The sequence below is a fragment of the Pontibaca methylaminivorans genome (assembly GCF_900156525.1).
GTDB classification, from domain to species: domain Bacteria; phylum Pseudomonadota; class Alphaproteobacteria; order Rhodobacterales; family Rhodobacteraceae; genus Pontibaca; species Pontibaca methylaminivorans.
In genome coordinates, this window is sequence record NZ_FTPS01000001.1 from 2,060,202 (window position 1) to 2,085,153 (window position 24,952).

Here is a 24,952-nt window from a genome sequence, read left to right on the forward strand (position 1 = left end):
CGGGGGCCGGGCCAATTAGGCGTCGCGCTCGGCAATGATCGCGTCCCACCGCGGATTGCTGTCGGACAGAAACCGAAGCCCGCCCCAGCTTCCCCATTTGCCGGGCACCCCGACATCGACGAAGATATTGAACAGGTCGGCGCCCAGGTCATACCAGCCGGAGATCAGCTCGTGATAAAGCTCGGCCATCTCCGGGGTGTAGTTCAGGTGAATGAAGAAATCGGTGATTTCCTCGTCATCGACCATGGGGCCGATCCCGACCACATGGGTGCCGCCCTCATACATGATGAGCGAAAGCCCGTGCTTGCGCGCCACGTTCATGTGCCAGGGCCAAACTTCGCCCATGAGATGCGCAAGCGTATCCGAACCCTCGCCGCTGACCGAACCGTCGCGGAGCTCCTTCTGGGCCTGCTTTACCGCCGCATCATAGCGGTGGTCCGCAATCCATGTCTTGCGTTCCTGCCCGCTCAGCCCCTGTTCGTCCGCGCTTTCCTCGGCCTCCCGCAGGCTGCGCCGCAGCCAGCCTCGGACCATGGGCGCATATTCCTCATTGCCGATGCGGCTGCCGAAATAGCCGGTGACGGTATAGGCATCGAAAAAGCTGTGCGGCGGCGGATTGCCCTCGGACTGCCAGAGCGGCGCATTCAGCGCCATGTCCTCGAGGCCGAGCCATCCGGTCTGCGATGAAATCACCCGCACGAGGCGCTCGTCGGCGCTTTCGCCGAATTCCTTGCGCCAGATTTCAGAGATTTCCGCGGCGCGCATGCCGTAGAACTGCAGCCAGGCATTGTCCTTGCCCCATCGCGCCCTTGCCTGTTCGTCGGCCCATGCCGCCTGCGAGAACTGCCAGTTCCAGACCTCGTTCGAATATTCCACATAGGCGCGCAGTCCGGGGGCAAGCCGGTCGCGCACCATGGTGGCAAAGTTGTGGTTGTATTCGTCATCGCTGAGATGGGGCACGGTGAACCAGGGATCGACCCGGAGCCGGTTCACCAGGTCCAGCATGATCTCGAGCGGCACGCCCTTGTATGTCCAGGCGTAATCGTTCACGCGCGGACGGTTCGCCCAGGTGTCCTGCGTGGAATCGTTGGGCGCCATCCAGTTCATGAAGCGGATCACCTCGAATCCGTCCAGCAGGTCAAGCCATATCGGATCGAAGATTTCCCCGGCCGCATGGGCGTCCAGGTGCCGTTCGTGAACGATGGTGATGTTGCGGATATGGTCGCTGCCGTCTTCCTTGTTGCCGGTGCGGGTGATGCGAAGATCAATGAGCCCGTCGCCCGGCGTGAAGTCGAAGCTGATTTCCTTGCCCCTGCGCCGCCGGTTGCGGACGCGGCCGCCGACCTCGAGTATCCCCTCGCCCTCGTAACGCAGCACATAGCGCCCGGCGAGCAGATGGGCCTCTTCCGGGAGATCCGTCAGGAGAACGGTGCCGATCGCCGAAAGCTCTGGCGGAATCCGCGTCGGCCAGCCGTTCTCGTCCAGGTGACCGGCGGCCTCGAGATCGTGGTGATCCTGCCCGCCCCACTGGCCGGGCATGTGGCCGATCCAGCTTCGGGCGGATTTCATCACGTCGATGAAGGGCTGCAGGCTTGCCCAGTCGGCAATGCCCCCCGGGTTGACGGCCATGCCGCGTTTGCGCGCGCCATCGCCCGCGCTGTCCTGCGCCGACAGCGAAAGGGGCAGCAGGGTGGAGCCCGACAGAACGAGGCCGGAAAGCAGGAAATCTCGGCGGATCATGGGGCAACTCCGGTCTTTTCGTAACTCGTGACGATCTCCCAGGTGGTTTCCTGCATGACCTGCGCCGCCTGCGGGCCGGGGGCGGCGGCGGGCGTGCCGTCGGCGCGCAAAAGCTCATGCGGCAGCCCGACCGGGGAGCGGTGATAAAGCGTGGCATAATGCACGAGTGCGACGAGGTAATTTCCCAGATCGTTCAGATGGATCGAATCCAGATCGCCCTTGTCGTCGCGGGCGAACAGGGCGGTGCGGTCATGGATATTGTCGATCCCGCCGGCTTCTTCCACCTTGCGCACGAAAGCGGCCAGAACCTGACCGGCCGGAATCACATGGACGGGGCGCTGCCCTTTCGTGGCGACGAGATCGGGCCCGAGCAGCCGGCGCTCCCAGAGTGTTTCCAGATCGTTGTCGAGCCGCCCGAGCCAGTCGGGATCGGTCAGCGGGTGCCAGGTCTCGTAAAGATAGACCTGCGTATCCTCCCGCGCCACGCGCGCCAGATTGGCCCAGAGATGCAGATAGCGGCTGCTGTTGTGCCAGCGGATCGCATCGCGCAGTTCGACCATCTCGGTCAGGATCACCGCGTCATAATCGCCCGAGGAAATCGCCGGATAGGCGGCGCGAAAACGGGGATGCGCGTTTTCTTCGCGGAAGCCCTGAATCTCGATCGTCGGCTCCCAGTGGTCCATCAGGGAACTGCCCCAGCCAAGCTGGCTGGCATAGTCGTGCCCGCGCCCGGCAAGCTGCGCCAGCATCGCCGGCATGTCGCGCCCGACCAGACTGTGCCCCAGATGATAAACCGAAAGCGGTCCCTCGGGCCGGGGAAGCGGCGTCGCATAAGCGCTTTCCAGAAGGACCGGGCCGGCGGCACGCTGGCGTACCAGCACCCAGATCGTCAGCCCGGCCAGCACCAGTGCCAGAACCAGAAGAACCGCGGGATAGCGCTGGATCATCGTCACCTCCAGGAACAGAACCGATCCTGTTTCATTGCGTGTCTTTCCCATCGGGGGCAAGTTTCATTGCCGTGACGATGAGCCCCTGCCGGCGCTGAAAGCGCCCGAAAAGGCGGCAACCGGGCGCGAATGTGCCGATCTCCATGAGGAAACGCGCGGTGAATTCGCCCCGGTCGGGAACCAGCGTGATCTCCAGCCCGTCAAACCCGAAGATCCGCCCGGTCAGCGGATACTGGCATTTATAGGCGCATTCCTTTGCCGAAAAGATCAGCTTGGCCAGGTGGTTCACCTCGGCCCGGGGCTGCGCGGCCAGCCAGTCGCGTTCGGCAGGCGTGCAGATCACCGCGATCAGATCCGCATCAAGCGGCGTGTCCTCCTCGACATCGAGCCCGATCGAAGCCGCCGCCCATGACGGGGCCACCGCCGCCAGGCAGCAGCGATCGCAATGGCTGATGCTGCCCACGAGCCCCTCGGGCCAGAGCGGGGCGCGGTCCGCCGCCATGGGGATCGCGCCGGCGGCGATACCAAGCCGGCCCGCGGCCTCCCGCGCGGCGGCGCGGCCGGCGGCGAATTCGCGAAACCGGCGCGGCACGGCGCGACGCATGGAGGCCGCCTCTTCGGCGAAGAGGGGCGGGGCCTGCCCATGGGGGTCGCGGGCGGCCACGGCCACCGGATGAGCGAACAGCGCCTCGGCCATCTCCCGGCCCCGGACATGGGCGGGGCGGTGGTCGAGCGCCGTGATCATCCGGTCTTGCGCTCGCGCCCGGCACGCATGGCCCGGCGCCGCGACATGGTTTCGGCCCGCGTCTCGGGATCGTTCGCCGGGGGCGGCGGCACGATCTCGTCCCCGCCGACGTGGCTGGCGAGCGCCGCGAGCGTCGGAAAGCGGAAGATGTCGGTGATCGAGAGCGCCGGCAGGTCGAGTTCGGCCCGGATCTCGCGATGAGCCTGAACCGCGAGAAGGGAATGGCCGCCAAGCTGAAAGAAATTGTCCTCGGCCCGGATGTCCTCGACGCCCAGAATGCGCGCCCAGATGCCCGCGATCCGGGCCTGGGTGCCGCCGCTCGGCGCGTCGCCGCGCGCGGCGGGATCGGTCCCCTGCACCCCGCGCTGCACCGGATCGGGCAGGGCGTTGCGGTCGATCTTCTTGTTCGGGGTCAGCGGAAAGCTGTCGAGCCGCACGAGGTGGGTCGGAATCATCACCTCGGGCAGCGCGGCGCCCAGGTGGTGACGCAGGTCGGCCTCGGGCAGGTCATGCGCGGCGGTGTAATAGCCAAGCAGCCGCGGATCGCCCGCGACCAGTTCGCGCGCGATGACCACAGCCGACTCGACCCCCGGAAAATCGGCAAGCACGGTCTCGATCTCGCCAAGTTCGATGCGCTGGCCGCGGATCTTCACCTGGTGGTCGGTGCGCCCGAGATAGGCAAGGCTGCCATCGCTCTGCCAGCGTACCAGGTCGCCGGTCTGATAGATGCGCTCGCCGGGGTCGAATGGGTCGGAAACGAACCGTTCGGCAGTGAGGTCGGAGCGCTTCCAGTAGCCGCGCACGACGCCGGCGCCGCCGATGAACAGCTCGCCCGGAACACCGACCGGGCAGGGCCGGCCCGCTTCGTCCAGCACCCGGATCACCGTGTTGGCGATCGGGCGGCCGATCGGCTGAATGCCGGGCGCGGCCTCGTCCACGGGGTGAACCGTCGACCAGATCGCGGTTTCGGTCGGACCGTACATGTTCAGGATCCGGGCATCGGTGCAGCGTTTCACCGCCTCGACCAGTTCGCCGGGCAGACCCTCGCCGCCGATCAGCATCTGGCGCAGTTGCGAAACGGCAAGGCTCGCCTCGTCGTTCTGGGTGATCATGCGCGCAAGCGAGGGGGTGCATTGCAGGTGGGTCGCGCCGTGGCGCAGGATCTGCGCGGTGAGCGAGAAATCATTCGCCTCCAGATCCGAGGGCGCATTGGTGCGCCGCAGCGCCTCGGCCAGCGGTTTCAACCCTTCAAGCACCATGTCCGGGGCAATGCCGAAGTCGATCAGGCAGCCGATTTCGTCCACACCGATGCGTTTCAGCTGTTCGGCGCGGACAAGCGCGTCGTCCACGGTGCCGAACAGGCCCGAATCCTCGAAATAGCGCTCGAAGGCGAAATCGAGGATCGCGTCGACCTCGCTTTCGTCCAGCGAATCAAGGTCGATATCCATCGGATTGTCGACCCCGCGGGGCTTCTTGAACGCCGGGAAGGTCCAGGCATATTGCTTGACCAGCGCGGTGGCCGCCGCAAGGTAATCCTTCATCGGCTGGCGCGCCACTTCGCGGGCGGTCTCGCGATCCTTTGCAAGATAGCTGTGCAGCATCAGCGTGACGTTGTGATCCTTCGGATCGTGCCCGCTGTCGCGCAGTGCCTGATAATAGATTTTGATCTTTTCGCCGACCTCCTCGATGGTCTGGCCCAGCAGGTGGGTCAGCACATTCGCCCCGATCCGGCCGGCATCGCGCCAGGTTTCGGGGTTCCCGGCGGTGGTCACCCAGATCTTCAGTTCATTCGAAACCGGGCGGGGCTGGGTCAGGACATCGACCATTTTTCCGCCGCCCATGGGGAAGGGAACCTTTTCGCCGCGCCACATGCGGCGCAGCATCTCGATGGTCTCATACATCGCCGGCTTGTTCTTCGGCGGCGAATTCTCCGGGCGCAGGACGAAATCTTCCGGGTGCCAGCCCGAGGCGATCGCCAGCCCGGTGCGCCCGTTGGTCAGGTTGTCGATCACCGCCCATTCCTCGGCGATGCGGATCGGGTGGTGCAGCGGCGCGACGCAGGAACCGGCGCGGACCTCAAGGTTGCGCGTAACCGCCGCCACCGCCGCGCCGGTGATCGAGGGGTTCGGATAGGGGCCGCCAAAGGCGTGAAAGTGCCGCTCGGGCGTCCAGACGGCACAGAAGCCGTTTTCATCGGCAAAGCGCGCGCCATCAAGCAGCAGGCGGTATTTCTCGCGCCCGATACCGTCGTCGTTGCCCCAGTAGAACAGGCTGAAATCGAGGTGGCGCTTCAGCACCGGGCGCGACGTGCCCGATACCGCGGCGCGGTTCTCGTCGCCAAGCAGCACGATCTTGAACCCGCGCGCCAGCGTCCAGAACAGTTCGAGCACGGAGATGTCGAACGACAGGCTTGTGACCGACAGCCAGACCCCGTCTTGTTCATGGTCGATATGGGCATCCATGCCGGTAAAGAAATTCGACACGTTGCGGTGTTCGACCATCACCCCCTTGGGCGTCCCGGTCGAGCCCGAGGTATAGATCACATAGGCCAGATCCGCGGCGCCGGCGCCGCCGTCCACGTTCTCGGCGCGGGTGTCGGGTGTGATCTCGACGATGGTGGCGGTATTGGCCGGCAGGCCGGAGCGCAGCGCCGCATCGGTCAGGATCACCCCGGCCTCGCTGTCGCCAAGGTAATGGGCGATGCGCTCGGCCGGATAGGCGGGGTCGAGCGGAACATAGGCGCCGCCCGCCTTCAGGATGGCCATGGCGCCGATCAACAGCTCCGGGCCGCGCGGAAGGTAGATGCCCACATGATCGCCACGCTTCACACCGGCGGCGATCAACTGCGCGGCGACGGCATTGGCGCGGGCATTCAGTTCGCCATAGGTGAGCGTGCTGTCCTCGTAGACCAGCGCCGGCGCATCGGGGTGGCGCGCCACCTCGGCCTCGAAGGCGTGATGCAGGGTCAGCGCCTCGTCATAGGGCACCCGGGTGCGGTTCCAGGCGTCGAGGATCAGGTCGCGTTCATGCGGGGGGAGGATGTCGATGTCGGCGATCGGCCCGTCCGGGGCCCCGGCCAGCATCTGCAGGCGCTCTTCGAGCAGGGCGAGACCGGCATCATCGAGGCGGTTGCGATCGCGCAGCAGTGCCACCTGCCCCCCGGACATCGTGAAGGTAAGCGCCGTGCCCGCGATCGGCTCGTTCAGGTCCAGAGAGACGCCGATCGCCGGCATCATAGGTGCGGTAATTGCGGGGTCGCGGGCGATCAGATCGGCCGCATAGCCGCCGTGCCCGGCAAGCATGTCGAGCGTCCGCATCACGCGAGTGGCGGCGTCCGGGATCGTCTCCGCGCCCTCGATCCGCAGCGGCACCCAGGGCGCGACCAGGCCGGGATGGGCCGCGGCATCCGCCGCAAGCCGCCCGTCGCGCAGGGCGAGATCCGCGACCATTTCTCCGGCCGAACGCAGGGCCAGCGCGCCGATGAGCGCAAGCGCCTTTGCCGGCTCCGGCCCGAGCGCCACCGGATGCCGCTGCCAGTCGGGTTCGCCGTTGTCCCGCGCCGCAAGCGGCAGCTCGACCGGGTGGGCTTGCGCGAGCGCCTCGCGCCAGAAGGATTCGGCCCCAAGCAGGCGCTGGATCAGCGCGTCGATGGCGGCCCGCTCGGCCGGATCCGGGCTTTCGAGCGTCTCGCCCTCGCGGGCGATGTCACGCGGGCGCAGCGGCTGCCCGGTGCTGTCGGTCAACCCGCCGAGCCGCAGCGCGCCGTCGGCGCAGGCAACGGTCAGGCTTTCCTTATTGAGCGCGATAATGGTGCCCGGTGCGCCGGACCCGTCGACCTGTTCCACTGTCCCGATCAGGACGACCCCGGCATCGGTCACGATCTTCGCGCGGACCAGCGGGTTCCAGTAGCCGCCGAAATCAAGCGCCCGCACGAGGCGCGAAATCACCTCTGCCGGCCGGGTGAAATCGAGAATGCCGGCAGCCTCCGGCCGCCTGTCGCGGGTGAAAATCTCGCGCGGCAGGGCCGGATCCTGCGGGCGGCGATCAAGCCGCCCGCTTTCGAGCTGGGCCAGCACGTCGGCGAAACTCTCGAGCCCCTGCGCATAGCATTTCGTGTTCAGGGAAAAGGCGGTTTCATCCGCCGCGACGTCGAAACGACGCTCGGCCAGGATGTCACCCTCGTCGATGCCGCGCTCGATCACATGCCAGGTGACGCCGTGCTGGCCGCGCCCGTTGACGAGCGCCCAGACCGGCGTGTTGAGCCCGGCATAATCGGGCAGCGGACCGTCGTGGAAGTTGATCGCCCCCCCGCGCGCAAGGTCGAGCACGGGCCGGGCGATCACCTTGAGGTTGGCGATCGAGAACAGCCAGTCGAATGTCGCCCCCTCGAGATCCTGCATGTCGCGGTGGGTCGTGATCCCCTGCGCCTGCGCCCAGTCGCGCACGCCCGCATCCGCCGAGACCACCGCCGCGATCACATGCCCGCGGTCGCGCAGCATGTCGCCGCAGCCCGCGACGAGGGATTCCTCGCCGATCAGCACACAGGAAAATGCGGTCATTGTCTGTCCTCCAGGAAACGGGGCGCCAGCCGGACTTCGGAACCGGAACTTCGGGTCAGGTTCCTTGCAGAATGCACGACCAGATCCCGCAGGAAATGCGGCGGATCGTCCACCTTGCGGCGCGAAATGAACTGGCGCAGCCGGAACAGCAGGCTTCCCCCGACATGCGCGAGGGTCGCCGCCATCCAGTAGGTGCGCCCGTGCACCTTGATGAAATAGTGCTGGCGGGAATCGAACCAGTAGGTCGGCACCCGGGCCCAGTTCTTCATCCCGGTCGAGACCGAGCCGATATGAATCACCCGCCCCGCGGGCAGGTACCAGCATTCCCAGCCCGCCCGGGCCGCGCGCCGGCAAAGCTCGGTCTCTTCGAAATAAAGGAAGAAGGTCTCGTCGAAGAGCCCGATCCGGTCGAGCATGTCCATGCGCATCATGAGGCTTGCCCCGGCCACCCAGTCCACCCTTGTCGCGGTTTCGTAACAGGGCAGGGCGACGATGTGGCGCGCAAGCAGGCGCGAGATCGGCCCGATCCGCGCGCAGCTTTCGAATTCGCCCGCGATCGAGGGAAAGCGGAACGCGGTCTGGTGGTCCACGCCGTCCTCGCCCCGGACCGCGCTGCCGGCCATGCCGACCGTGGGGCGGTCCTGCATGAAATCGAGCAGGGTGCGGATGGTGCCCGGTTCGGGCCAGGCGTCCGAGTTCAGCAGATAGACGAAATCCGCGCGCGAACCGTCCGAAAGCCCGGCACGGATGCCGACGTTGTTGCCGGCACCGAAACCGCCGTTGCGCCCGGCGTCGATCAGCCGCACGCGGTTGTCGGCGTCCCAGCCGCGGCGGCTGATGGCGGCCGAGATGGCGCCGAGCGACCCGTCACGGGAATCGTTGTCGACGATCACGATCTCGGCCCGCATGTCGCGGCTGTCGGCCAGCGCCTCGGCCGCGGCGCGCAGCGTCAGCTCGGCGGTGCGGTAATTCAGGATGACGATCAGAAGCGAAGGGTCGGTCATGGATTTCACTCGGCTGCCTTCGCAAAGGGCCATCCACCCGGTTGCTGCCCGGTATCCGCGCCGCCGGGGCGGCTGTCCGCCCGGTTCTCCGGCCCCGATTCGGCGCGGCGGATGCAGTCGCGCAGGTGCTGGGCCAGGGTGGCGACGTTCGGGGCCAGCACCATGCTGTCGTGATCGCCGCTTACCTCGAACACCTCGATCCGGGGCGCATGGCGCGTCCAGTCATTGTCGGGATAGACATATTCGCGCGCGCTGCTGACCCAGCGCCCGCCCGAGACGCGCCATTTGCGATCGAGCGGCGGGCGGAACAGCACCAAGGGGCCCGGCCAGGGCGCGACCTCGTAGCGGCCGACGGCCTCGCGGAAGGCGGCTTCGATCTGGAGATCGTTGAAAGCGGTCTCCGAGACGATCGCCTGGTCGCGTTCGCTTGCGCGGCGACGGCGCTGGATTTCCCAGGCAATGCGGTCGCCGGCCCATTCGGAAATGAATCCGGGGCCCTTTTCCCGCAATTCGCCCCAGCGGATCATCAGCCGGTCGAGGCGGGAAAGTCCCGGGCGCACCGGCAGCGGCGTATCGAGGAAGGCCAGCAGCGACACGGTTTCCCCGGCCGCCTCGAGCTGGCGCGCCATTTCAAGCGCGGTGATGCCGCCGCCCGAATAGCCGCCCAGCATATAGGGCCCCTCGGGCTGGACCTCGCGGATCTCGGCGATGTAGTCGCGCGCCGCATCGACCAGGGAGCGGTGGGGTTCGTCGCTGCCGATCAGGCCACGCGCCTGCAGCCCATAGACCGGCCGGCCCTTTCCCAGCGAAAGCGCAAGCTGGCGCAGATTCAGCACATTGCCGAACATGCCCGCGACAATGAAGAACGGCCGCTGCCCGGCCTTGCCCTGATGCAGCGCGACCACATGGCGATGCCGGGGAGCGGCGGGGGCCGAGCCCTCGTCCGGCGCACCCGCGGCGGCCGGCGCATCGACCACCCCGCGTTCGGCAGTGATCAGCGCGGCGAGCTTTTCGACGCTCGGCGCCTCGAACAGCACCGAGATCGGGAACTGGATATCGTAAAGCCGCTTGATCTGCGCGAACAGGCGCACGGCGATCAGCGAATGCCCCCCGAGATCGAAGAACCCGTCCTGAATCCCCACCTGACCGATACCGAGCAGCGACTGGAACAGCCCGGCGAGGGTCTTTTCCAGCTCGTTGCGCGGCGCGACATAGGAGGTCTCGAGGTCCGGGCGGTCGAAGCTCTGGCCATCGGTTTCGGGGGCGGAACTGCTGCGCCCGGTCTCGGCGATCAGCGCGTCGAGGTCGAGCGGCGAAACGATCACCTGCGGCAGGTCGAGCGCCAGCGCCCGGCGCAGGGCCTCGGCCCCTTCCTCGGCGCGGATGCCCTGGGCGATGGTGTCATGCAGGCGCTCTTCATCCGCGGACAGCGGCCGCAGCGGCGCCGGCTCGAGCCCGAGATCGGCCGCGCTCGCATCGGGCGCCTCCGGTTCGGAAAGGTCGAGCGCACCCTCCATGCGTTGCATGTGGAACCCCTCGAGCACCGCGCAGACCTGCCCCGAGAGATCCGAAAGCGCCACGTCGAAGGACACGGTGCCCTCGCCGGGCGGCGAAGCGGGGTCAAGGCGCACCCAGCTTGTCAACTGCTGCGGCAGCGGGGCAAAGACGCGGATCCGCTGATAGGAGACCGGCACCCAGAGGTGACGCGCGCCATAGCCCGGAATCAGCCCCATGGCCCAGCCGGTCGCCAGATCCAGAAGCCCGGGATGCAGCAGCACGCCCGCGTCCCCCTGCGCGGCCTCGGGCAGTTCGAGCCGTGCCAGCCCCTCGCCCTTGCCGAGTGCGGTTTCGCGCAGCACATGCCAGCGGGGGCCGAATTTCAGGTGCGCCTCCTGCGGCGATCTGAGCCGCGCGCCGCCCTCGGGGCGCTGCACCGGCCCGCAGCGCGCCGCGATCGCGTCAAGGTCGAGCGGCGCCGGGCGATCGTCCTCGAGCGGTGAAAGCTCCGCCTGCGCATGCAGGACATACCCCTTGCCGTCCGCCGTGCGGCTGTAGACGGCGAAGGCGTCGTGATCGTCCTCGGGCACGAGCCGCAGCAGCAATTCGCGCGACGTCCCGTCCGGCACATGAAGCGCGCGCAGGAAATAAAGATCGTCCATGCGGAATGCCGGTGTGCCGCGCGCCGCCATGGCCTCGGCCGCGAGTTCGATATAGCCCGTGCCCGGCATCAGCGCCGCGCCCTCGGCGGTGCGGTGCTCGTTCAGCACCCAGCGGTCCCGCGTGGCGTAGCGGGCGGCAAAGATGCGGTTGCCCTCGCGGTCGAAACCGGTCTCGTCCAGAAGCGGGAGCCCGGCCGGGAAGAATTCGACCGAAGCATCCTCGCCCAGGCGCGCGGCCATGGCCTCGGCCGCCATGCCGATATCGGACCACACGCCCCAGTCCACCGCCAGCACCCGCGTCGCCCCGCCGCGACGCGAACGGGCAAAGGCATTGAGGTATTCGTTCGCAGCCACATAGTCGATCTGCCCGGCGGGATGCGTGGCGGTCGAGGAGGAGGAGCACAGCACCATCAGGTCGAGCGTGCCATCGGGGAAAATCTCGTCCAGCACCCGCAAGCCGGTGATCTTGGGGGCAAGGACATGTTCGACCTCGGGCGTCGTGCGCCCGAGGATCGGCGCGTCGTCGATCACCCCGGCAGCATGGATCACGCCGTGGATCGGGCCGAGGATGTCCTGCGCGCCGGCCACCGCGGTTTTCATGGCCTCGGGATTGGTGATGTCGGCGGCAACCGGCAGAACCCGGCCCCTGCCGCCCTGTTCCAGCGCCTGCACCGCGCGGATCGCGCGCGAGACGCGGTTCGCCGGCCCGTGGCGTTCCAGATGGTCGTCCCATTCGGAGCGCTCGGGCAGGCGGGTGCGCGAGGTGAGGATGATATTCGCGCCGAAGCGTTCCATCAGGTCGGCGGCGATGCTGCGGGCGATGCCCCCGAACCCGCCGGTCAGCAGATAGGTGCCGCCCTCGCGGAACGGGGTGCCATCAATCCTGCTCTCCGCTTCGGGCAGGGCGACGGGGCTGTAGCGCTGTTCATAGCGGCGCCCGTTGCGGAGCGCGGCCACGGTGTTGCCGGGTGCGGCAAGGAGTTCCTCAAGCAGCAGATCGCGCAGCAGCGGATCGAGTTCGGGCGCAGGTTCCTCGGGGCGCAGGCGCGCGAAGAATCCCTGTGCCACCGCGCGCTGGGCGAGCGGAATGTCGATGCGTGAACAGGTCAGCCCCGGAAACTCGCGCGGAATCACCCCGACCGGGCCGGCGATGGTCGCCTTTTCCGGCCAGGGAAGGGGTTCATCCGCGACCTGTGCCGCGCCGTTCGTCACCACGAAAAGCGCGGGCGGCACCTCGGGGTCGGCGCCCGAAAGCGACTGGGCAAGCCACATCAGGCTGTAAAAGCCCTGCTCCATGTTGCGGTCGAAAAAGCTGCTGCCGGGGCGGAAGCTCTCGTCGCGGGTCAGCAGCCAGAAATGCGCGATCCGGTCGGGCAGGGCGCCGCTTTCCTCGAGGTCGGCGATCAGCGCGTCATAACCCGCGCGGCCCTGTTCGGGGGCAAGCTGATAGCGCCCCTCGCCGAGTTTCGCATAGGTGTCGCCGGCCCGGACCCGCAGAATCCGGTGCCCCCCGGATTCGAGCCGCCCGGAAAGCGTCGCGGCGACGCCGTGATCGTCCTCGAAGAAAAGCCATGTGAGCGGCGCGCCGAGCGTTGCATCATGGGTCACGTCGATGTCGCAATCGGCGCTGCGCGGGCGCCAGGCGGGGCGCCAGCCCCAGTCCGTCAGGTCGTCGCTGCGGGCCAGCGCGGTGTCTGCCTCGACCTCGGCGGGCTTGCCGGGTTCGATGAAATAGCGGCTGCGCTGGAACTGATAGGTCGGCAGGGGCAGGCGGTTGCGCCGCGCCTCGCCCCAGATCTGGGCCCAGTCGGCATTGACCCCGCAGGCCCAGAGCCGTCCGATCACCCCGAGGAAATAGGCGTCATCGGCGATCGCCTGATCCGGGTGGCGCAGCGAGGCCAGAACCTGCGCCGGCTTGACCGCGGCATTCATGCGCGCAAGCGAACTCAGCGCCTTGCCGGGCCCGACCTCGAGAAAGACGCGCGGCGCGCCTTCGGCAGCGGTGGTGATGCAATCGGCAAACAGCACCGGCTGGCGCAGCTGGTTCACCCAGTAATCCGGGTCGGTGGCCTCGTCGGCGGCAAGGATTTGACCGCTGCGGTTCGAGATGATCGGGATCGCCGGTGCGTGCAGCGAAAGGCCGCGCAGGAAGGCGCGGAACTCGTCCAGGATCGGGTCCAGCATTCGCGAATGGGCGGCGATGTCGATGGCGATGCGCTGGAATTCGACCTCCGCGGCGGTCAGCCGCTTGCCCAGCGCCTCGAGCGCCTCGTCAGGGCCGGAGACGGTGGTGAGCGTCGGCGCGTTCACGGTGGCGATGTCCAGGTCGTCACCGATGAATGCCTCGGTCTCTTCCCGCGAGAGCGCGATGCTCAGCATGCCGCCGCGCGGCACCCGGTCGAACAGCCGCCCGCGCAGCAGCACGAGGTCGATGCAATCCTCGAAGGACAGGACGCCGGCCAGGCAGGCGGCGGTGTTCTCGCCCATGGAATGGCCGACCAGGGCGGCCGGGCGCACGCCCCATGACATCCAGAGCTGCGCCAGCGCATATTCCACGATCATGATGAGCGGAAGCTGCACCGAGGGCCGCGTCAGTGCCTTTGCGGCGGCGCCGCGCTGGTCCGGCTCGGGCAGCCAGAGCGCGCGCAGGTCGTAATCGAGCTGCGGCTCGAGATGGGCCAGCCCGCGATCCATCCATTCGGCAAAGACCGGCTCGGTCTCGTAAAGGTCGCGCGCCATGTCGGGATATTGTGCACCACCCCCGGGGAACATGAACACGCATTCAGGCGCATCGCCCAGCACTTCGTGGGTGAACACCCGCCGCTCGTCGCCCGAATCCAGAAGGTCGGCGGCCTCCTGCGCCGTTTCGGCCACGAGAACGCGGCGGCGTTCGAACCCGCGCCGTCCTTCCTTGAGGGTAAAGGCCACATCGGCGAGATCGAGACCGGGGTTGGCGCGCAGATGCGCGGCGAGCGCCTTGCCGTTCGCGTCGAGCGCGGCGCGGCTGCGCCCGGAAATGCACAGCACATGGAACGGCCAGTCGGATTCATCCGAGGCGGTGCGCTCGGGCGCTTCCTCCAGCACCACATGGGCGTTGGTGCCGCCGACACCGAGCGCGTTGATCCCGGCGCGGCGCGGCCCCCGGTGCGATTCCCAGTCCGTCAGGCGGTCGGCGACGCGGAAGGGGCTGGTCTCGAAGTCGATCGCGGGGTTCGGCTTTTCATAGCTGAGCGAGGGCGGAATCTGGCGGTGATGCAGCGCAAGCGTGGTCTTGATCAGCCCCGCGACCCCGGCGGCGGTATCCAGATGGCCGATATTGGTCTTGACCGACCCGACCCGGCAATAGCCGCTGTCCCGGCTGGTCTTGCGAAAGGCTTCGGTCAGGGCGCTGATCTCGATCGGATCGCCGAGATAGGTCCCGGTGCCGTGACATTCCACATAGTCGATGGTGTCGGCGCTCACCCCCGCATTCGCAAGTGCGGCGGTGATCGCCGCCGCCTGACCATCGACCGAAGGCGCGAGATAGCCGGCCTTGGCGGCGCCGTCGTTGTTGACCGCGCTGCCCTTGATCACCGCCCAGATGTGATCGCCGTCGCGGGTTGCGTCGGACAGCCGGCGCAGCGCCACCACCCCCGAACCGCTGCCGAACACGGTGCCCTGCGCACGGTGATCGAAGGCGTGGCAATGACCGTCGGGCGACAGCACTTCGTTCTCGCGATAGAGATAGCCGCGCCCCTGCGGCAGTTCGATGGTGACGCCGCCGGCGAGCGCCATGTCGCAATCGCCCCTGCGCAGGGCCTGCACCGCGTAATGGGTGGCCACCAGCGACGTTGAACAGGCGGTCTGGATGTTCACGCTCGGCCCCTTGAGGTCGAAGACATGGCTGACCCGGGTGGTCATGAAATCCTTGTCGTTGCCGGTGTGACGCAGCAGGAACATGCCCACGTCATCCACCAGCCCGCGGTTCGAGCAGATGTTGAAATAGAAATAGCTGCCCATGCCGCAGCCGCCGTATACGCCGATATGTCCGTTCAGGCTTTCCGGCGGGTGGCCGGCGCTTTCCATGGCTTCCCAGGCCGTTTCAAGGAACTTGCGGTGCTGGGGGTCGAGGATCGCCGCCTCTTTCGGGCTGAAGCCGAAGAATTCGGCATCGAAACGGTCGAAACCCTCGAGCCGGGCCGTGGCGGGGACATAATTCTTGCGGCGGATCAGGTCGGGGCGCTCGCCGGCCTCGAGCAGCGCGGCCTCGTCCAGGACCTCGATCGATTCGACACCGTCCCGCAGGTTGGACCAGAACGTCTCGGCCGAACCGGCCCCGGGGACGCAAAGCGACAGGCCGACGATGGCAATGTCTTCGTCTGCAAGGCTGTCAGCGGGTTGTTGTGACATGGTGGAGGGAATTTCCAATCAGCTTGAATATAATCGGCGGTGCGGAATGCGGGTGCTGAATCGGGCGGAACAAAAAACCGAAAAACGCGCCGCTGGCCGGGAACATGCAGGATGATTGCGTCAAAATTCTGATGCCGAGGTTGGACTCACCAGCATCGGTTTCGCAATCCCCCACCCGTGTCCAATTCCGGAATCCGCAGCAGGGCACAGCATAGCGATAACCCGCCGAAAGTCTATGGTCTGAACATTGCCAGCCGGGCCTTTCCAGTCACGCGGCGGGGCTCAAAGCACCGTGCGCCGCCGCTTTGCCCGCCGCCGCGTTGCCGGCTCTGCCGCTCCGGCCGGGTTTTCGGCGTCCGGGGGCGGGCCGTCGGGAACGGGCTCATTCGCGGTGCGCGCCGCGATCCGCTCGGCATGGCCGAGAACCGCCCCGGCGCACAGCCAGGTAAAGGGCACCAGCGTGGCGTTCACGGTCATGTCGACCAGCGTTGCCGCAACTATGATCGCGACCGGTGCCGCATAGGGCGACATGGCTTCGGGGTGGCGCCGCCGATGCCAGCCGAGCAGCAGCAGCGGCAGCGCCAGCAGCCCGGTTTCCGCCACGTAGCCGACCCAGCCATAGTTGCCGAAGACGATGATCCACCGGCTGTCTGTTACGGATTCGTTTTCGCCGGTCTCCGAGTCGTAGATCAGGCCGCGCCCCCAGGAGCCCCAGCCGAACAGGGCTTTTTCCCGGGCACGCTCCATCAGCAGCTCTTCGTTGATGAACCGGAAATCGAGCGAACGCGAGCGATCCACGTTCAACTGCGCGACCTGCGCGACGATCCCGTCGAGCGGGACGAGTTGCGCCGCCCGCGCGGCCGGGTAGGTGAAGGCGAGCGTTGCCAGAACGATCGCAATGCGCAGTTGCAGCTTCGGGCTTCCCAACAGGGCGAAGGGTGTGAGCAGAAGCCCGTAACCGAGCGCCGCATAGCTTTTGCAGAGCACGAGGATCACGCCGAGATAACCGGTGAGCATGCGGTATCGCTGCCGCAACTCCGGCATGTCCCGCGTCAGGGCCGCGGCGGAAAGCAGCGCGGTGAAGAAGAACAGCGCCGCCCAGAGCCCGTGGGGAAGAAAGACGATCGGGCGGAACCCGCCCGAGCGCATCATCTGCTCGAAGCTGTGCTGGAAAAAGCCGTAGACCCAGACGTTGATCTGCGGGCTGAAGCGGATCTCGACCAGCGCCGGCAGCGAATAGGCGACCCCGGCCACCACCAGCGCCACCAGCAGTTCTCGCAGCCCCGCCGGACTTGCGAGGATCTCGCGCGCCATCAGGAACGGCAGGAGCGTGACCGCCTGCCCGATCATGAGCGACACCAGATCCTTGTATCCCAGTCCCGGCAGCGGCGGCAGCGCCGCCCCGAACGGATTGTGGACGAGGAACACCGGCTCGCCGTTGTTCATGATCGTGGGGATGATGCTGAAGACGAAGACCACGCTCAGAACGCGCAGCGGCGCAGACTCCGGTAACAGCGGGATGCGGCGCTTCATGACGAAGACGCAGATCATGAAGGGAACGATGCTCGCCATGGCGAACTTGTCGACCGGAAGCGCCGGCAGATGGAAATAGGTGTCCGGGGGGAGGACGAGATACCCGCCGAGCACGCTCCAGATCAGCGCGCGCTCGATCGGCATCCGGCGGAACATCCAGAGGCAGATCAGCGGCCAGAGCGCCAGCATCAGGTAAGCGAGTATGTTCGGCATGCGGATTCGGCTCGGAACCTCGGGGCCGGACGTGTCGGCATGGGGGCGCCAGATCGCAGATGAGGGCCGCTTGTCAAGGACGATCAGGCACCAATCTCGGCCCTCGACGGTGCCAGACAGCACGCCGGCGTGTCAAAAACAAGGCCGGCACCCTGCCGCGACCGCTTCGCGAACCGCGCGGATACGGGACATTCGCGGCGCTTGCGCGTCATTTCGAGGCTTGGTGCCGCGGCCCCATGCAGGCTAAGACAGCGGCGGGATCCCTTACTTGGCAGCGGACGGAGCCGATCATGCAGTTCGATTTCCACGGAGAGACCATCCGCGTCAATCTTCCCGGTCGCCCGGCGCTTGACGCGGCCGTGAGCGAACGTCTTGCGGCGCGGGAAGGCTTTGCGCTGGCGACGGTGAACCTTGATCATCTGGTCAAGCTGCGCGAGTCGCCCGATTTCGCCCGGGCCTATGCCGGGCAGGATTTCATCACCGCCGACGGGCGCCCGATCGTCTGGCTTTCGCGGCTGGCCGGGCGGCCGGTCGAACTGCTGCCCGGATCGGATCTCGTGGTGCCGCTCTGCCGGATGGCGGCGGATGCCGGGGTGCCGGTGGCGCTGGTCGGATCGACCGATGCCGCGCTTGAGGACGCGCGCGCCTATCTCACCGCGCGGATCCCGGGGCTCGCGGTGCCGCTTCGCATCGCGCCCTCGGTGCCCTTCGACCCAGATGGCGAGGAGGCCGCGGAAATCCTGCACCGGCTCGAGGCGGCGGGAGTCGGGCTTTGCCTGCTTGCGCTCGGTGCCCCGCGGCAGGAGGCGCTGGCCCTGCGCGGGCGCAGCCTTGCGCCCGGGGTCGGATTCGCCTCGATCGGTGCGGGGCTCGACTTTCTGGGCGGACACCAGCGCCGCGCGCCGCTCTGGATGCGCCGGGCCGGGCTGGAATGGCTCTGGCGGGCGCTGTCGAGCCCGCGCCGCCTCGTGCCGCGCTATGCCGCCTGCGCCGCGATCCTGCCCGGCGAGATCCGCCGCGCCCGGCGCCGGCGCTGAGCGGGCCGCACCGTTACTTGTATTCGATCAGCCCGACCCGGCGGCCGCGCCAGCGCGACAGGTGAAAGCCGATCACGCCCCATGATTCGGGGAATTTCCCGAGCGTGGTGAAAAAGGCGCGCTGCCAGCCGTCGCGGCCGCCGCCCTCGCGCAGGGCAAGGCGCGTGACCTGCGCCGGATAGGCCAGCAGGAGAAGCCAGAAAACCGGGTGGACAAGCGCGAGCAGCAGGGTCGCGAGCGGCAGGGCGGCCCCCCAGAACAGCGCGCGCCGGGCCTCGCGGCCCCAGTGCTGCGGCCCGTGCAGAAAGGCGCCCTCGGCAAAGGCATGTCCGGCGCGGCGTGCCCGGCGCGCCCATTGTCGGAGGCTGTGAATCCTTGCGTCATGCAGCGTCATCTCGGCGTCGATGCGCCAGATCTGCCAGCCGCGTTCGCGCAGGCGCAGGCAGAGTTCGGGCTCTTCCCCGGCAATGAGGTCTTCGCGATAGCCCTGGGCCGCGCGCAGCGGCGCAAGCCGCATCAGCGCATCGCCCCCGCAGGCCAGCGCCAGGCCGCAGGGCGTGTTCCACTCCGCATCGCAGAGCCGGTTATAGACCGACGCTTCGGGGTGTTCCTCGCGCCGGCGTCCGCAGACCACGGCGGCCTCGGGGTGATCGGCAAGAAAGGCGGCGGCGGTCGCGATCCAGTCCGGCTGCACGATGCAGTCGCCATCGACGAACTGGACGTGCTCGGCATCCTCGAGCAGGGCAAGCCCGGCATTGCGTGCCCGCGCCGCGGTAAAGGGGCGGCGCATGTCGAGCGCAACGACCTCGGCCCCCGCCTTGCGCGCGGCCTCGGCGCTGCCGTCGTTCGAGCCCGAATCGACATAGACGATGCGGCGCACCTGCGGCGCAAGCGAGGCAAGACAGGCCAGCAGCCGCGCGCCCTCGTTGCGCCCGATCACCACCGCGTCGATCACGGTGCGTTGCGCCGCCGAAGCGGGAACCTCTGCGCGCTTGCCGGTCACGTCTTTCCGTCCTCGCCGGGATGGTCAGTAATCCCGTTCATAGAACAGCCCGAGCGAAGTTTCACCGGCATTGTCCGCCGTGCCCTTTGCGGTCAGGCTCTCGGTCAGGTCGAGATTGAGGTTGAGCTCGGTCTCGCCGCGGGCGTTCACGGACACATCCGTATAGATGTTGTCCGAGATGTAGTTGCCGACGCCAAGCTGCCCCGAGCCGCTCGCGTCGGTGCCGATGTCCAGCGAATCAAGGCCGAGCCCCTCGCGCAGGCGCGTCATGAAACCGCCGCCCTTGCCGCTCAGCGTTGAAAGCGACGAGGCGATCTGCGCGATGCGGATCGGCGACAGCGACGTGAAATCCTCGCCGAACAGCAGCATGGCCAGTGCTTCTTCGCTCGGGCGTTCGGGGTCGGACGTGACCTCGATCTTGGGCGCGTCGAGCGGCCCGCTGATCTGGAGCGTGGCGGTGCCTTCGGAGGTGCTGGAGCTTGCGGCGAAATCCATCACCGGCTGAAGCTGGCCCTGCATGGTGATGAGCCCGTGATCGAGCGCGAGCCGGCGCCCGAGAATGTCGAAGGTGCCCCGCAGCAATTCGATCTGCCCGGACGGCACGACGTTCCTGGTGGTGCCGCCGACGTGGACCGCGCCGCCAAGTTCCGCCTGAAGGCCGCGTCCGCGCACGAAAACGCGGCGGTGCGCGTTCAGTTGCAGATCGAGCCCGATCGCCGGGCCGCCTTCGCCGTTGCCGCTGCTGATCAGCCCGGCGAAATCGCGGGTGCGCCGGGCCGCGGCGGGCTCGCCGATATGGCGGATGTTCGGAATCGGTGCTGCGCCGACCGCACCGGAAAGCGCGGCGATGTTGATGTTGGTCTCGCCGAAGTCGATGACCCCCGACAGCGTGCCCCCGCCCAGCAGGGGGCCGCGGAACGCCAGTTGTCCGTTCGCGCTCGATTCGATGCTGACGTGATCGGTGATGACGAGGTCGTTCAACTGTGCGGTCAGATTCGCATCCATCGGCGGGGTGAGGGCGATCGGTCCGCTGACGCGGATGGTGCCGCCATCGCGCAGGGTGCCGCCGGCCGTCACCTGCGCCCGGCCGCTGGCAAGCTGAACGGTCGCGTCGATGCCGGTCAGGGCGGTGGGAACCGAGGGCAGGGCCAGGCTCGCGCCGCTGGTGCTGACCGTGCCCGAGAGCGCCTCGAGCCCCGGCTTGCCCCGCAGCGCGAGGTTGAACCGCGCCAGCCCCTGCACCGAGTTCGGCGTCATGAAGCGGTTGGCGGCGGCAAGCTGAAGCTGGCCGTCGGCGCGCATGTCCGCCTGCATGGTGCTTTCGTCGAGCGTGCCGCTCAGGCTGGTCGAGATGGCCGCCGGACCGGTCGCGTTGGCGTCGACGGCCCAGACCGAGCCGCTGCGGGTCGCGGCGCCCTTTGCGGTTACGGTGCCCGGGAAATCGGGCACGAAACGCTCGATCCGGGCAAGCGAGGCGTTGAACTGCAGATCGGCGTCGCCGTCGTTCTCGATCAGCCCGGTCAGGTCGGCAAAGGATCCGGCCGGTCCGTCGAGCCGGGTCGCGATGCGCCAGAGCGAGCCGTCGCTTTCCGCGTGCCCCTTGGCCTTCACGATGCCTCGGATCTCGGGGATGAAGCGGTGCGCCTCGCTGAAGGCGGCGTCGAAATCGACATCGGCCGTGCCGTCCTCGCCGTAGCGGCCCGTCAGGGTTGCGGTCGACTCTCCCGGCCCCTGCGCATTTACCGTGCCGCTCCAGGTGGCTTCCTTCTTGGCGAGATCGCCGGAAATCGTGACCGGCCCGGAAAGCTGCGACACCACCCGGCCGAGATCGTCGAGCCGTGCGGTAAAGGTGGCGGTGCTGTCGCGGGTCTTGAGATCGGCCGTCGCCTCGGCGCTGAGCGCGCGCCCGTCGAGCGTGAAGCGGCTGAGGCGCAGCCCGTTCTCGTCACGCGCGGCGGCGGCCGAAAGCTCGCTTTTGCCGGCGATCAGCGGATCAAGCTGGGCGATGCCACTTTTCAGGTTCTCGGCGCTGGCGTCCAGCGTCACGTCGAAAAACCCGCCGAGCGGGGTTCCGTCGCCGCTCAGCCGCGCGGTCACGCTGCCGCCCAGCGGGCGCCCGGCCAGTTTCGAAAAGCGCCCGAGATCGCGGGCGGTGATCTCGGCGTTGCCGATCATGTGAAACCCGCTGCCGAGCCCGTCGATCAGCCCGGAGATCCGCGCCGCGTAATCCGCGCCCGAGACGGTGATATCCTCGAGTTTGAGCGATTCGGCATCGGGACGCTCGAACCGGCCGGCAAGGGTGATGTCCTTGCCGACGGCTGCGTTCAGCGCGTCGTCCTTCAGGTCGAGCCCGGTCAGCGCGCCGTCGATGGTGCCTTTGATGCTGAAGCCGCTGCTCTGGTCCAGTACCCCATCGGCGCCGATTTCGCCATGTGCAAGCTCAAGCCCCGGGCGCGCGAGCCGGTCGAGATCGAGCCGCAGCCGCCATGCGCCGCCGGCATCCTCGTCAAGGCGCAGCGCAAGGCGCGCACCCTCGATCGAGGTCGGCGGCCCCGAGATCGGCAGCACCACATTGTCGCCCGCGGGCGGGGTGATTGCGCCGTCGAGCCGGGCGCTGCGGATCCGCCCGCCCTCGGCCACGTCGAGCGTGCCGGCAAGTTCGAGCGCCTGAGACCGCAGATCGAGCCGACTGATCGACATGGCCCCGCCGCCATCGCTGCGCCCGGCGACATCAAGCCGTGTCTCGCTGCCGAAGAATTCGCGATATTCCGGGGCCATGAGCGGGCGCAGATCGCCCGAGAGCAGCGCGGCGAAGCCGATGCTCTGACGCTCGGCCGTTGCGTCCGATCCGTCATCGGTCCCGTCATCGTCGGACAGCGCCTTCAGCTGCACCTGACCGGAAAGGCGGTCCTCGCCGTCGGAAGCAAGCGCGATGTCGGCGGTGAAATCGTCGAGCGGCCCTTCGCCCTTGGCGGTCAGGGCAAGCGCCGGGGCATCCGGGATCTTCAGCATCTCGGACATCAGCCCGCCGGCGTCTTCCTGCACATCAAGGTCGAGCGAAAGGTGGCTGTTTTCGTTGCTGTATCCGGCCTTCAGGTCAATCCGGTCGGAGGGGCGGTCAAGGCGGGTGATCTCGAGGCTCGAGTCGAGCGTGCCATCAGCAAGCGACAGCGTCCCGTCGATCGAAAGTTCGGCGGCGATGCCCATGACCGGTTCGGCCAGTTCCAGCCGCCCGACCTCGAGCTTGTCGATATTGACCGCAACCGGCAGTTCCGGGAGGCTGAACGGCTCGGCCTCCGGGGTGGGGAGTTCGGGATCCTGCTCGATCGGGGTCGGGGCGCGGGCGACGACGATCTCCCCGGCGGTGAGGGTCTCGACCGAGAAGCGGCGGCGCAGCAGGGCGAGGCGGCTCCATTCCAGTTCGGCGTCGTTGATGGTCAGCCAGACACCGTCATCATCGGCGATGGTGATCTGCTTGACCCTTGCATGTGAACTCAGCGCCCCTTCGAGACCGGTCACCTGGATGTAACGGTTGTCGCCGGAAAGCGCCTTTTCCAGCAGGTTGACGATGAAGCCGCCCGGCTCTTCGCTGTCGGTGTCCTGCGCCGCGAGCGGGGCAGAGAAGAGCGTGAGCGCAAGTATGAGGACTGTCAGAAACCGCATCAGAAAGCCTGCCCGATCCCGAGATAGAATTGCAGCCCCCTGCCGGTGTCGCCATCGACCGGCAGCGCCAGGTCGAGCCGGAGCGGACCAAGGCCGCCAAGGTCATAACGCACGCCGAGGCCCGCGCCGGAATGATGCTGCGACCCGGAGCCGATGAACTGGCCGCTGTCCACGGCCCCGACGTCATAGAATCCGACCACCGAGAATTTCTCGGTCACATGGGCCCGAATCTCGGCCGAGGCGGTCACGATCGAACGCCCGCCGGCCATTCCCGTTCCGACCGGCACGCCGAGCGACTGATAGGGCTGTCCGCGTACGGTGCTGGCGCCGCCGGAATAGAACAGCAGGTCCGGCGAGGTTTCCGACAGCGACGCGCCCAGCACCGATCCCATCTGCACCCGCCCGGCAAGCACGATGCGATCCGAGGCGCCGAAACCGTAATAGACCCGCGCATCGGCATGGAGCCGCGCGCCCGAAGCCGTGTCGGAAAAGCCGAGGAACGGCGTGAGTTCGGTCTCGAGAAAGAACCCGCTGGTGGCGCTGACCGGATCGTTGCGGCGATCCCACTGCACCTTGACCGGCATGGTCAGCATCTTGAAATCGCGTTCGCCGAAAACGTCGTCGGCCCGGCTCCAGCCCGCCTGCAGCGAGACCTCGGCCCAGAGCTTGTCCGAGAATGTCCGCCGCACCCCGACGCCGCCGTAAAGCCGGGTCAGGGTGTAATGCGGCTTGCTCTGGCGCTCCAGCTCGAGGATGTAGAACAGGCTGTCGTCGGGGCCGAGCCTGGCCGGCTGGTCAAGCCGGATCAGGAACAGCCCGTCGATGTCTTCCTCGCCGCCGATGTTGCGCAGCCGCCCTTCGATCCGCAGCCGCTCGGCCGCGCCCCAGAGATTGCGGTGCATCCAGCCGGCCGAAAGCTCCACGCCCTGCCGCGAGGAAATCTCGGCCCCGAAGGAGATGCGGCGCGGTTTCTGGTCCTCGACCGCCACATCGAAATCCAGCGTGCCATCGGCATTGGGCTGTTCCGCCTCGTCGAGCGCGACCGACTTGAACGCCCCGGTCTGGCGCAGCCGCGTGCCGACGCGCTGGATCTTTGCGGGGCTGAACACCTCGCCCTCGGGGAAACCGGCAATGCGGCGGATCGCTTCGCGGCGCACATTCGATTCGCCGCTGATCGACATCTGCCCGAACCGCAGCTTCGGCCCCTGGTCGATGCCGATGGCGGCGTTCAGGGTGCGCCGCGGATGGTCGGCCACGATATCCTGACGTCCGGGCCGGGCCTTGGCATGGCCGATCTCGCGCCAGCCCTTCACCGCCGCGCCGGTCGCGTCGCGGATGGCGCCCGTGCTGGCCGGCTCGCCGGTCGCGAATTCCCTGGGCATCTCGGTATCGGGGGCGAGCGGGGCGACCTCGGCGCGGCCGAAGCGGAAGGCGGGGCCCGGGTCGACCGCGATCCGGATCGTTCCGATCCGCGCCGGCGGGTTCAGCGGCGGGATTGTCGCCGCCTCGCGCCCGTCGACGAGTATCCGCACCTCGGGGCTGAAATAGCCGCCGTCATACAGCACCTGCACCATGGTGCGATAATCGGCATTCGCCGCCGCCAGAAGCTCCTGCGTGCTGGTCAGTTCGTTGGTTTCTGCCGACATGACCGCCGAGGCGGCCTCGAGCTTGTCCCGCAGGTCGTCCGGGGCCTGGGGGGCCGAAAGGCTGACTTCTGCCGCCTGGGCGGTGCCCGGAAGCAGCAGCAGGGCGGCCAGTATCAGTCGGCGGGGGCTGGCGGTCGGGGAAGGTGCTCGGGTCATCTTGATCCTGATCATTCTGTCCCCGGGTTCCGGAGGATGAGACTGTCGTTGCCGCCGCCGAGGAGACCATAACCGCTCCGGCGTTCGCTGTGTTCCCGGCAGCCGGCATCCGCACCGCCCGCCGCGGGCCCGCACCGGCATCGCCGCTCGCAGATGAT

At 67.8% G+C, this 24,952-nt stretch carries 11 protein-coding genes; 1 reads left to right on the plus strand and 10 read right to left on the minus strand.

Going from position 1 to position 24,952, the window contains the following annotated elements; translation table 11 throughout:
* Positions 1-15: 15 nt before the first annotated feature.
* From B0B01_RS10095 to B0B01_RS10120, 7 genes are all read right to left on the minus strand, one after another.
* Positions 16-1,740, minus strand: coding sequence for a hypothetical protein (locus tag B0B01_RS10095; RefSeq protein WP_083946161.1), 1,725 nt, complete (start codon positions 1,738-1,740; stop codon positions 16-18).
* Entirely contained in the window at positions 1,737-2,738 is a 1,002-nt protein-coding gene (locus B0B01_RS12905; RefSeq protein WP_234967750.1) for a cupin domain-containing protein, read from the minus strand. Before B0B01_RS12905 ends, B0B01_RS10095 begins: the two co-directional genes overlap by 4 nt.
* On the minus strand, positions 2,719-3,432 hold the full coding sequence (locus B0B01_RS10100) for a 4'-phosphopantetheinyl transferase family protein (RefSeq protein WP_076649745.1): 714 nt from the start codon (positions 3,430-3,432) through the stop codon (positions 2,719-2,721). The genes B0B01_RS12905 and B0B01_RS10100 overlap by 20 nt, the downstream gene beginning before the upstream one ends.
* On the minus strand, positions 3,429-7,991 hold the full coding sequence (locus B0B01_RS10105; protein ID WP_076649746.1) for a MupA/Atu3671 family FMN-dependent luciferase-like monooxygenase: 4,563 nt from the start codon (positions 7,989-7,991) through the stop codon (positions 3,429-3,431). The genes B0B01_RS10100 and B0B01_RS10105 overlap by 4 nt, the downstream gene beginning before the upstream one ends.
* A complete protein-coding gene (locus B0B01_RS10110) occupies positions 7,988-8,995 on the minus strand; it encodes a glycosyltransferase family 2 protein (protein ID WP_076649747.1) in 1,008 nt (335 codons plus the stop codon). The genes B0B01_RS10105 and B0B01_RS10110 overlap by 4 nt, the downstream gene beginning before the upstream one ends.
* A 5-nt stretch (positions 8,996-9,000) precedes the next feature.
* Positions 9,001-15,543 (minus strand): type I polyketide synthase, encoded by a 6,543-nt coding sequence (locus tag B0B01_RS10115; RefSeq protein WP_076649748.1) that lies wholly within the window; start codon positions 15,541-15,543, stop codon positions 9,001-9,003.
* Positions 15,544-15,825: 282 nt separating this feature from the next.
* A complete protein-coding gene (locus B0B01_RS10120) occupies positions 15,826-17,289 on the minus strand; it encodes a hypothetical protein (protein ID WP_076649749.1) in 1,464 nt (487 codons plus the stop codon).
* A gap of 290 nt (positions 17,290-17,579) precedes the next feature.
* Here B0B01_RS10120 and B0B01_RS10125 point away from each other — a divergent pair, with 290 nt between their 5' ends.
* A complete protein-coding gene (locus B0B01_RS10125; RefSeq protein WP_076649750.1) occupies positions 17,580-18,326 on the plus strand; it encodes a WecB/TagA/CpsF family glycosyltransferase in 747 nt (248 codons plus the stop codon).
* Positions 18,327-18,339: 13 nt separating this feature from the next.
* On the opposite strand, the gene B0B01_RS10130 is transcribed toward B0B01_RS10125, so the two are convergent.
* Genes B0B01_RS10130 through B0B01_RS10140 form a run of 3 tightly spaced genes read right to left on the minus strand, consistent with a single transcriptional unit; the run spans position 18,340 to position 24,794 of the window.
* The gene (locus B0B01_RS10130) at positions 18,340-19,329 is read right to left on the minus strand and encodes a glycosyltransferase family 2 protein (RefSeq protein ID WP_076649751.1); all 990 of its coding nucleotides are present in this window, start codon (positions 19,327-19,329) and stop codon (positions 18,340-18,342) included.
* 24 nt (positions 19,330-19,353) lie between these two features.
* The gene (locus tag B0B01_RS10135) at positions 19,354-22,992 is read right to left on the minus strand and encodes a translocation/assembly module TamB domain-containing protein (RefSeq protein WP_076649752.1); all 3,639 of its coding nucleotides are present in this window, start codon (positions 22,990-22,992) and stop codon (positions 19,354-19,356) included.
* A complete protein-coding gene (locus B0B01_RS10140; RefSeq protein WP_076650177.1) occupies positions 22,992-24,794 on the minus strand; it encodes an autotransporter assembly complex protein TamA in 1,803 nt (600 codons plus the stop codon). Before B0B01_RS10140 ends, B0B01_RS10135 begins: the two co-directional genes overlap by 1 nt.
* Positions 24,795-24,952 lie beyond the last annotated feature (158 nt).

What these genes read in the sequence shown, in the direction of transcription:
- B0B01_RS10135 (WP_076649752.1), bottom strand. Translation starts at nt 22,992, where the DNA reads ATGCGGTTTCTGACAGTCCTCATACTTGCGCTCACGCTCTTCTCTGCC.
- B0B01_RS10140 (WP_076650177.1), bottom strand. Translation starts at nt 24,794, where the DNA reads ATGACCCGAGCACCTTCCCCGACCGCCAGCCCCCGCCGACTGATACTG.
- B0B01_RS10105 (WP_076649746.1), bottom strand. Translation starts at nt 7,991, where the DNA reads ATGACCGCATTTTCCTGTGTGCTGATCGGCGAGGAATCCCTCGTCGCG.
- B0B01_RS10125 (WP_076649750.1), top strand. Translation starts at nt 17,580, where the DNA reads ATGCAGTTCGATTTCCACGGAGAGACCATCCGCGTCAATCTTCCCGGT.
- B0B01_RS10115 (WP_076649748.1), bottom strand. Translation starts at nt 15,543, where the DNA reads ATGTCACAACAACCCGCTGACAGCCTTGCAGACGAAGACATTGCCATC.
- B0B01_RS10095 (WP_083946161.1), bottom strand. Translation starts at nt 1,740, where the DNA reads ATGATCCGCCGAGATTTCCTGCTTTCCGGCCTCGTTCTGTCGGGCTCC.
- B0B01_RS10100 (WP_076649745.1), bottom strand. Translation starts at nt 3,432, where the DNA reads ATGATCACGGCGCTCGACCACCGCCCCGCCCATGTCCGGGGCCGGGAG.
- B0B01_RS10120 (WP_076649749.1), bottom strand. Translation starts at nt 17,289, where the DNA reads ATGCCGAACATACTCGCTTACCTGATGCTGGCGCTCTGGCCGCTGATC.
- B0B01_RS12905 (WP_234967750.1), bottom strand. Translation starts at nt 2,738, where the DNA reads ATGGGAAAGACACGCAATGAAACAGGATCGGTTCTGTTCCTGGAGGTG.
- B0B01_RS10110 (WP_076649747.1), bottom strand. Translation starts at nt 8,995, where the DNA reads ATGACCGACCCTTCGCTTCTGATCGTCATCCTGAATTACCGCACCGCC.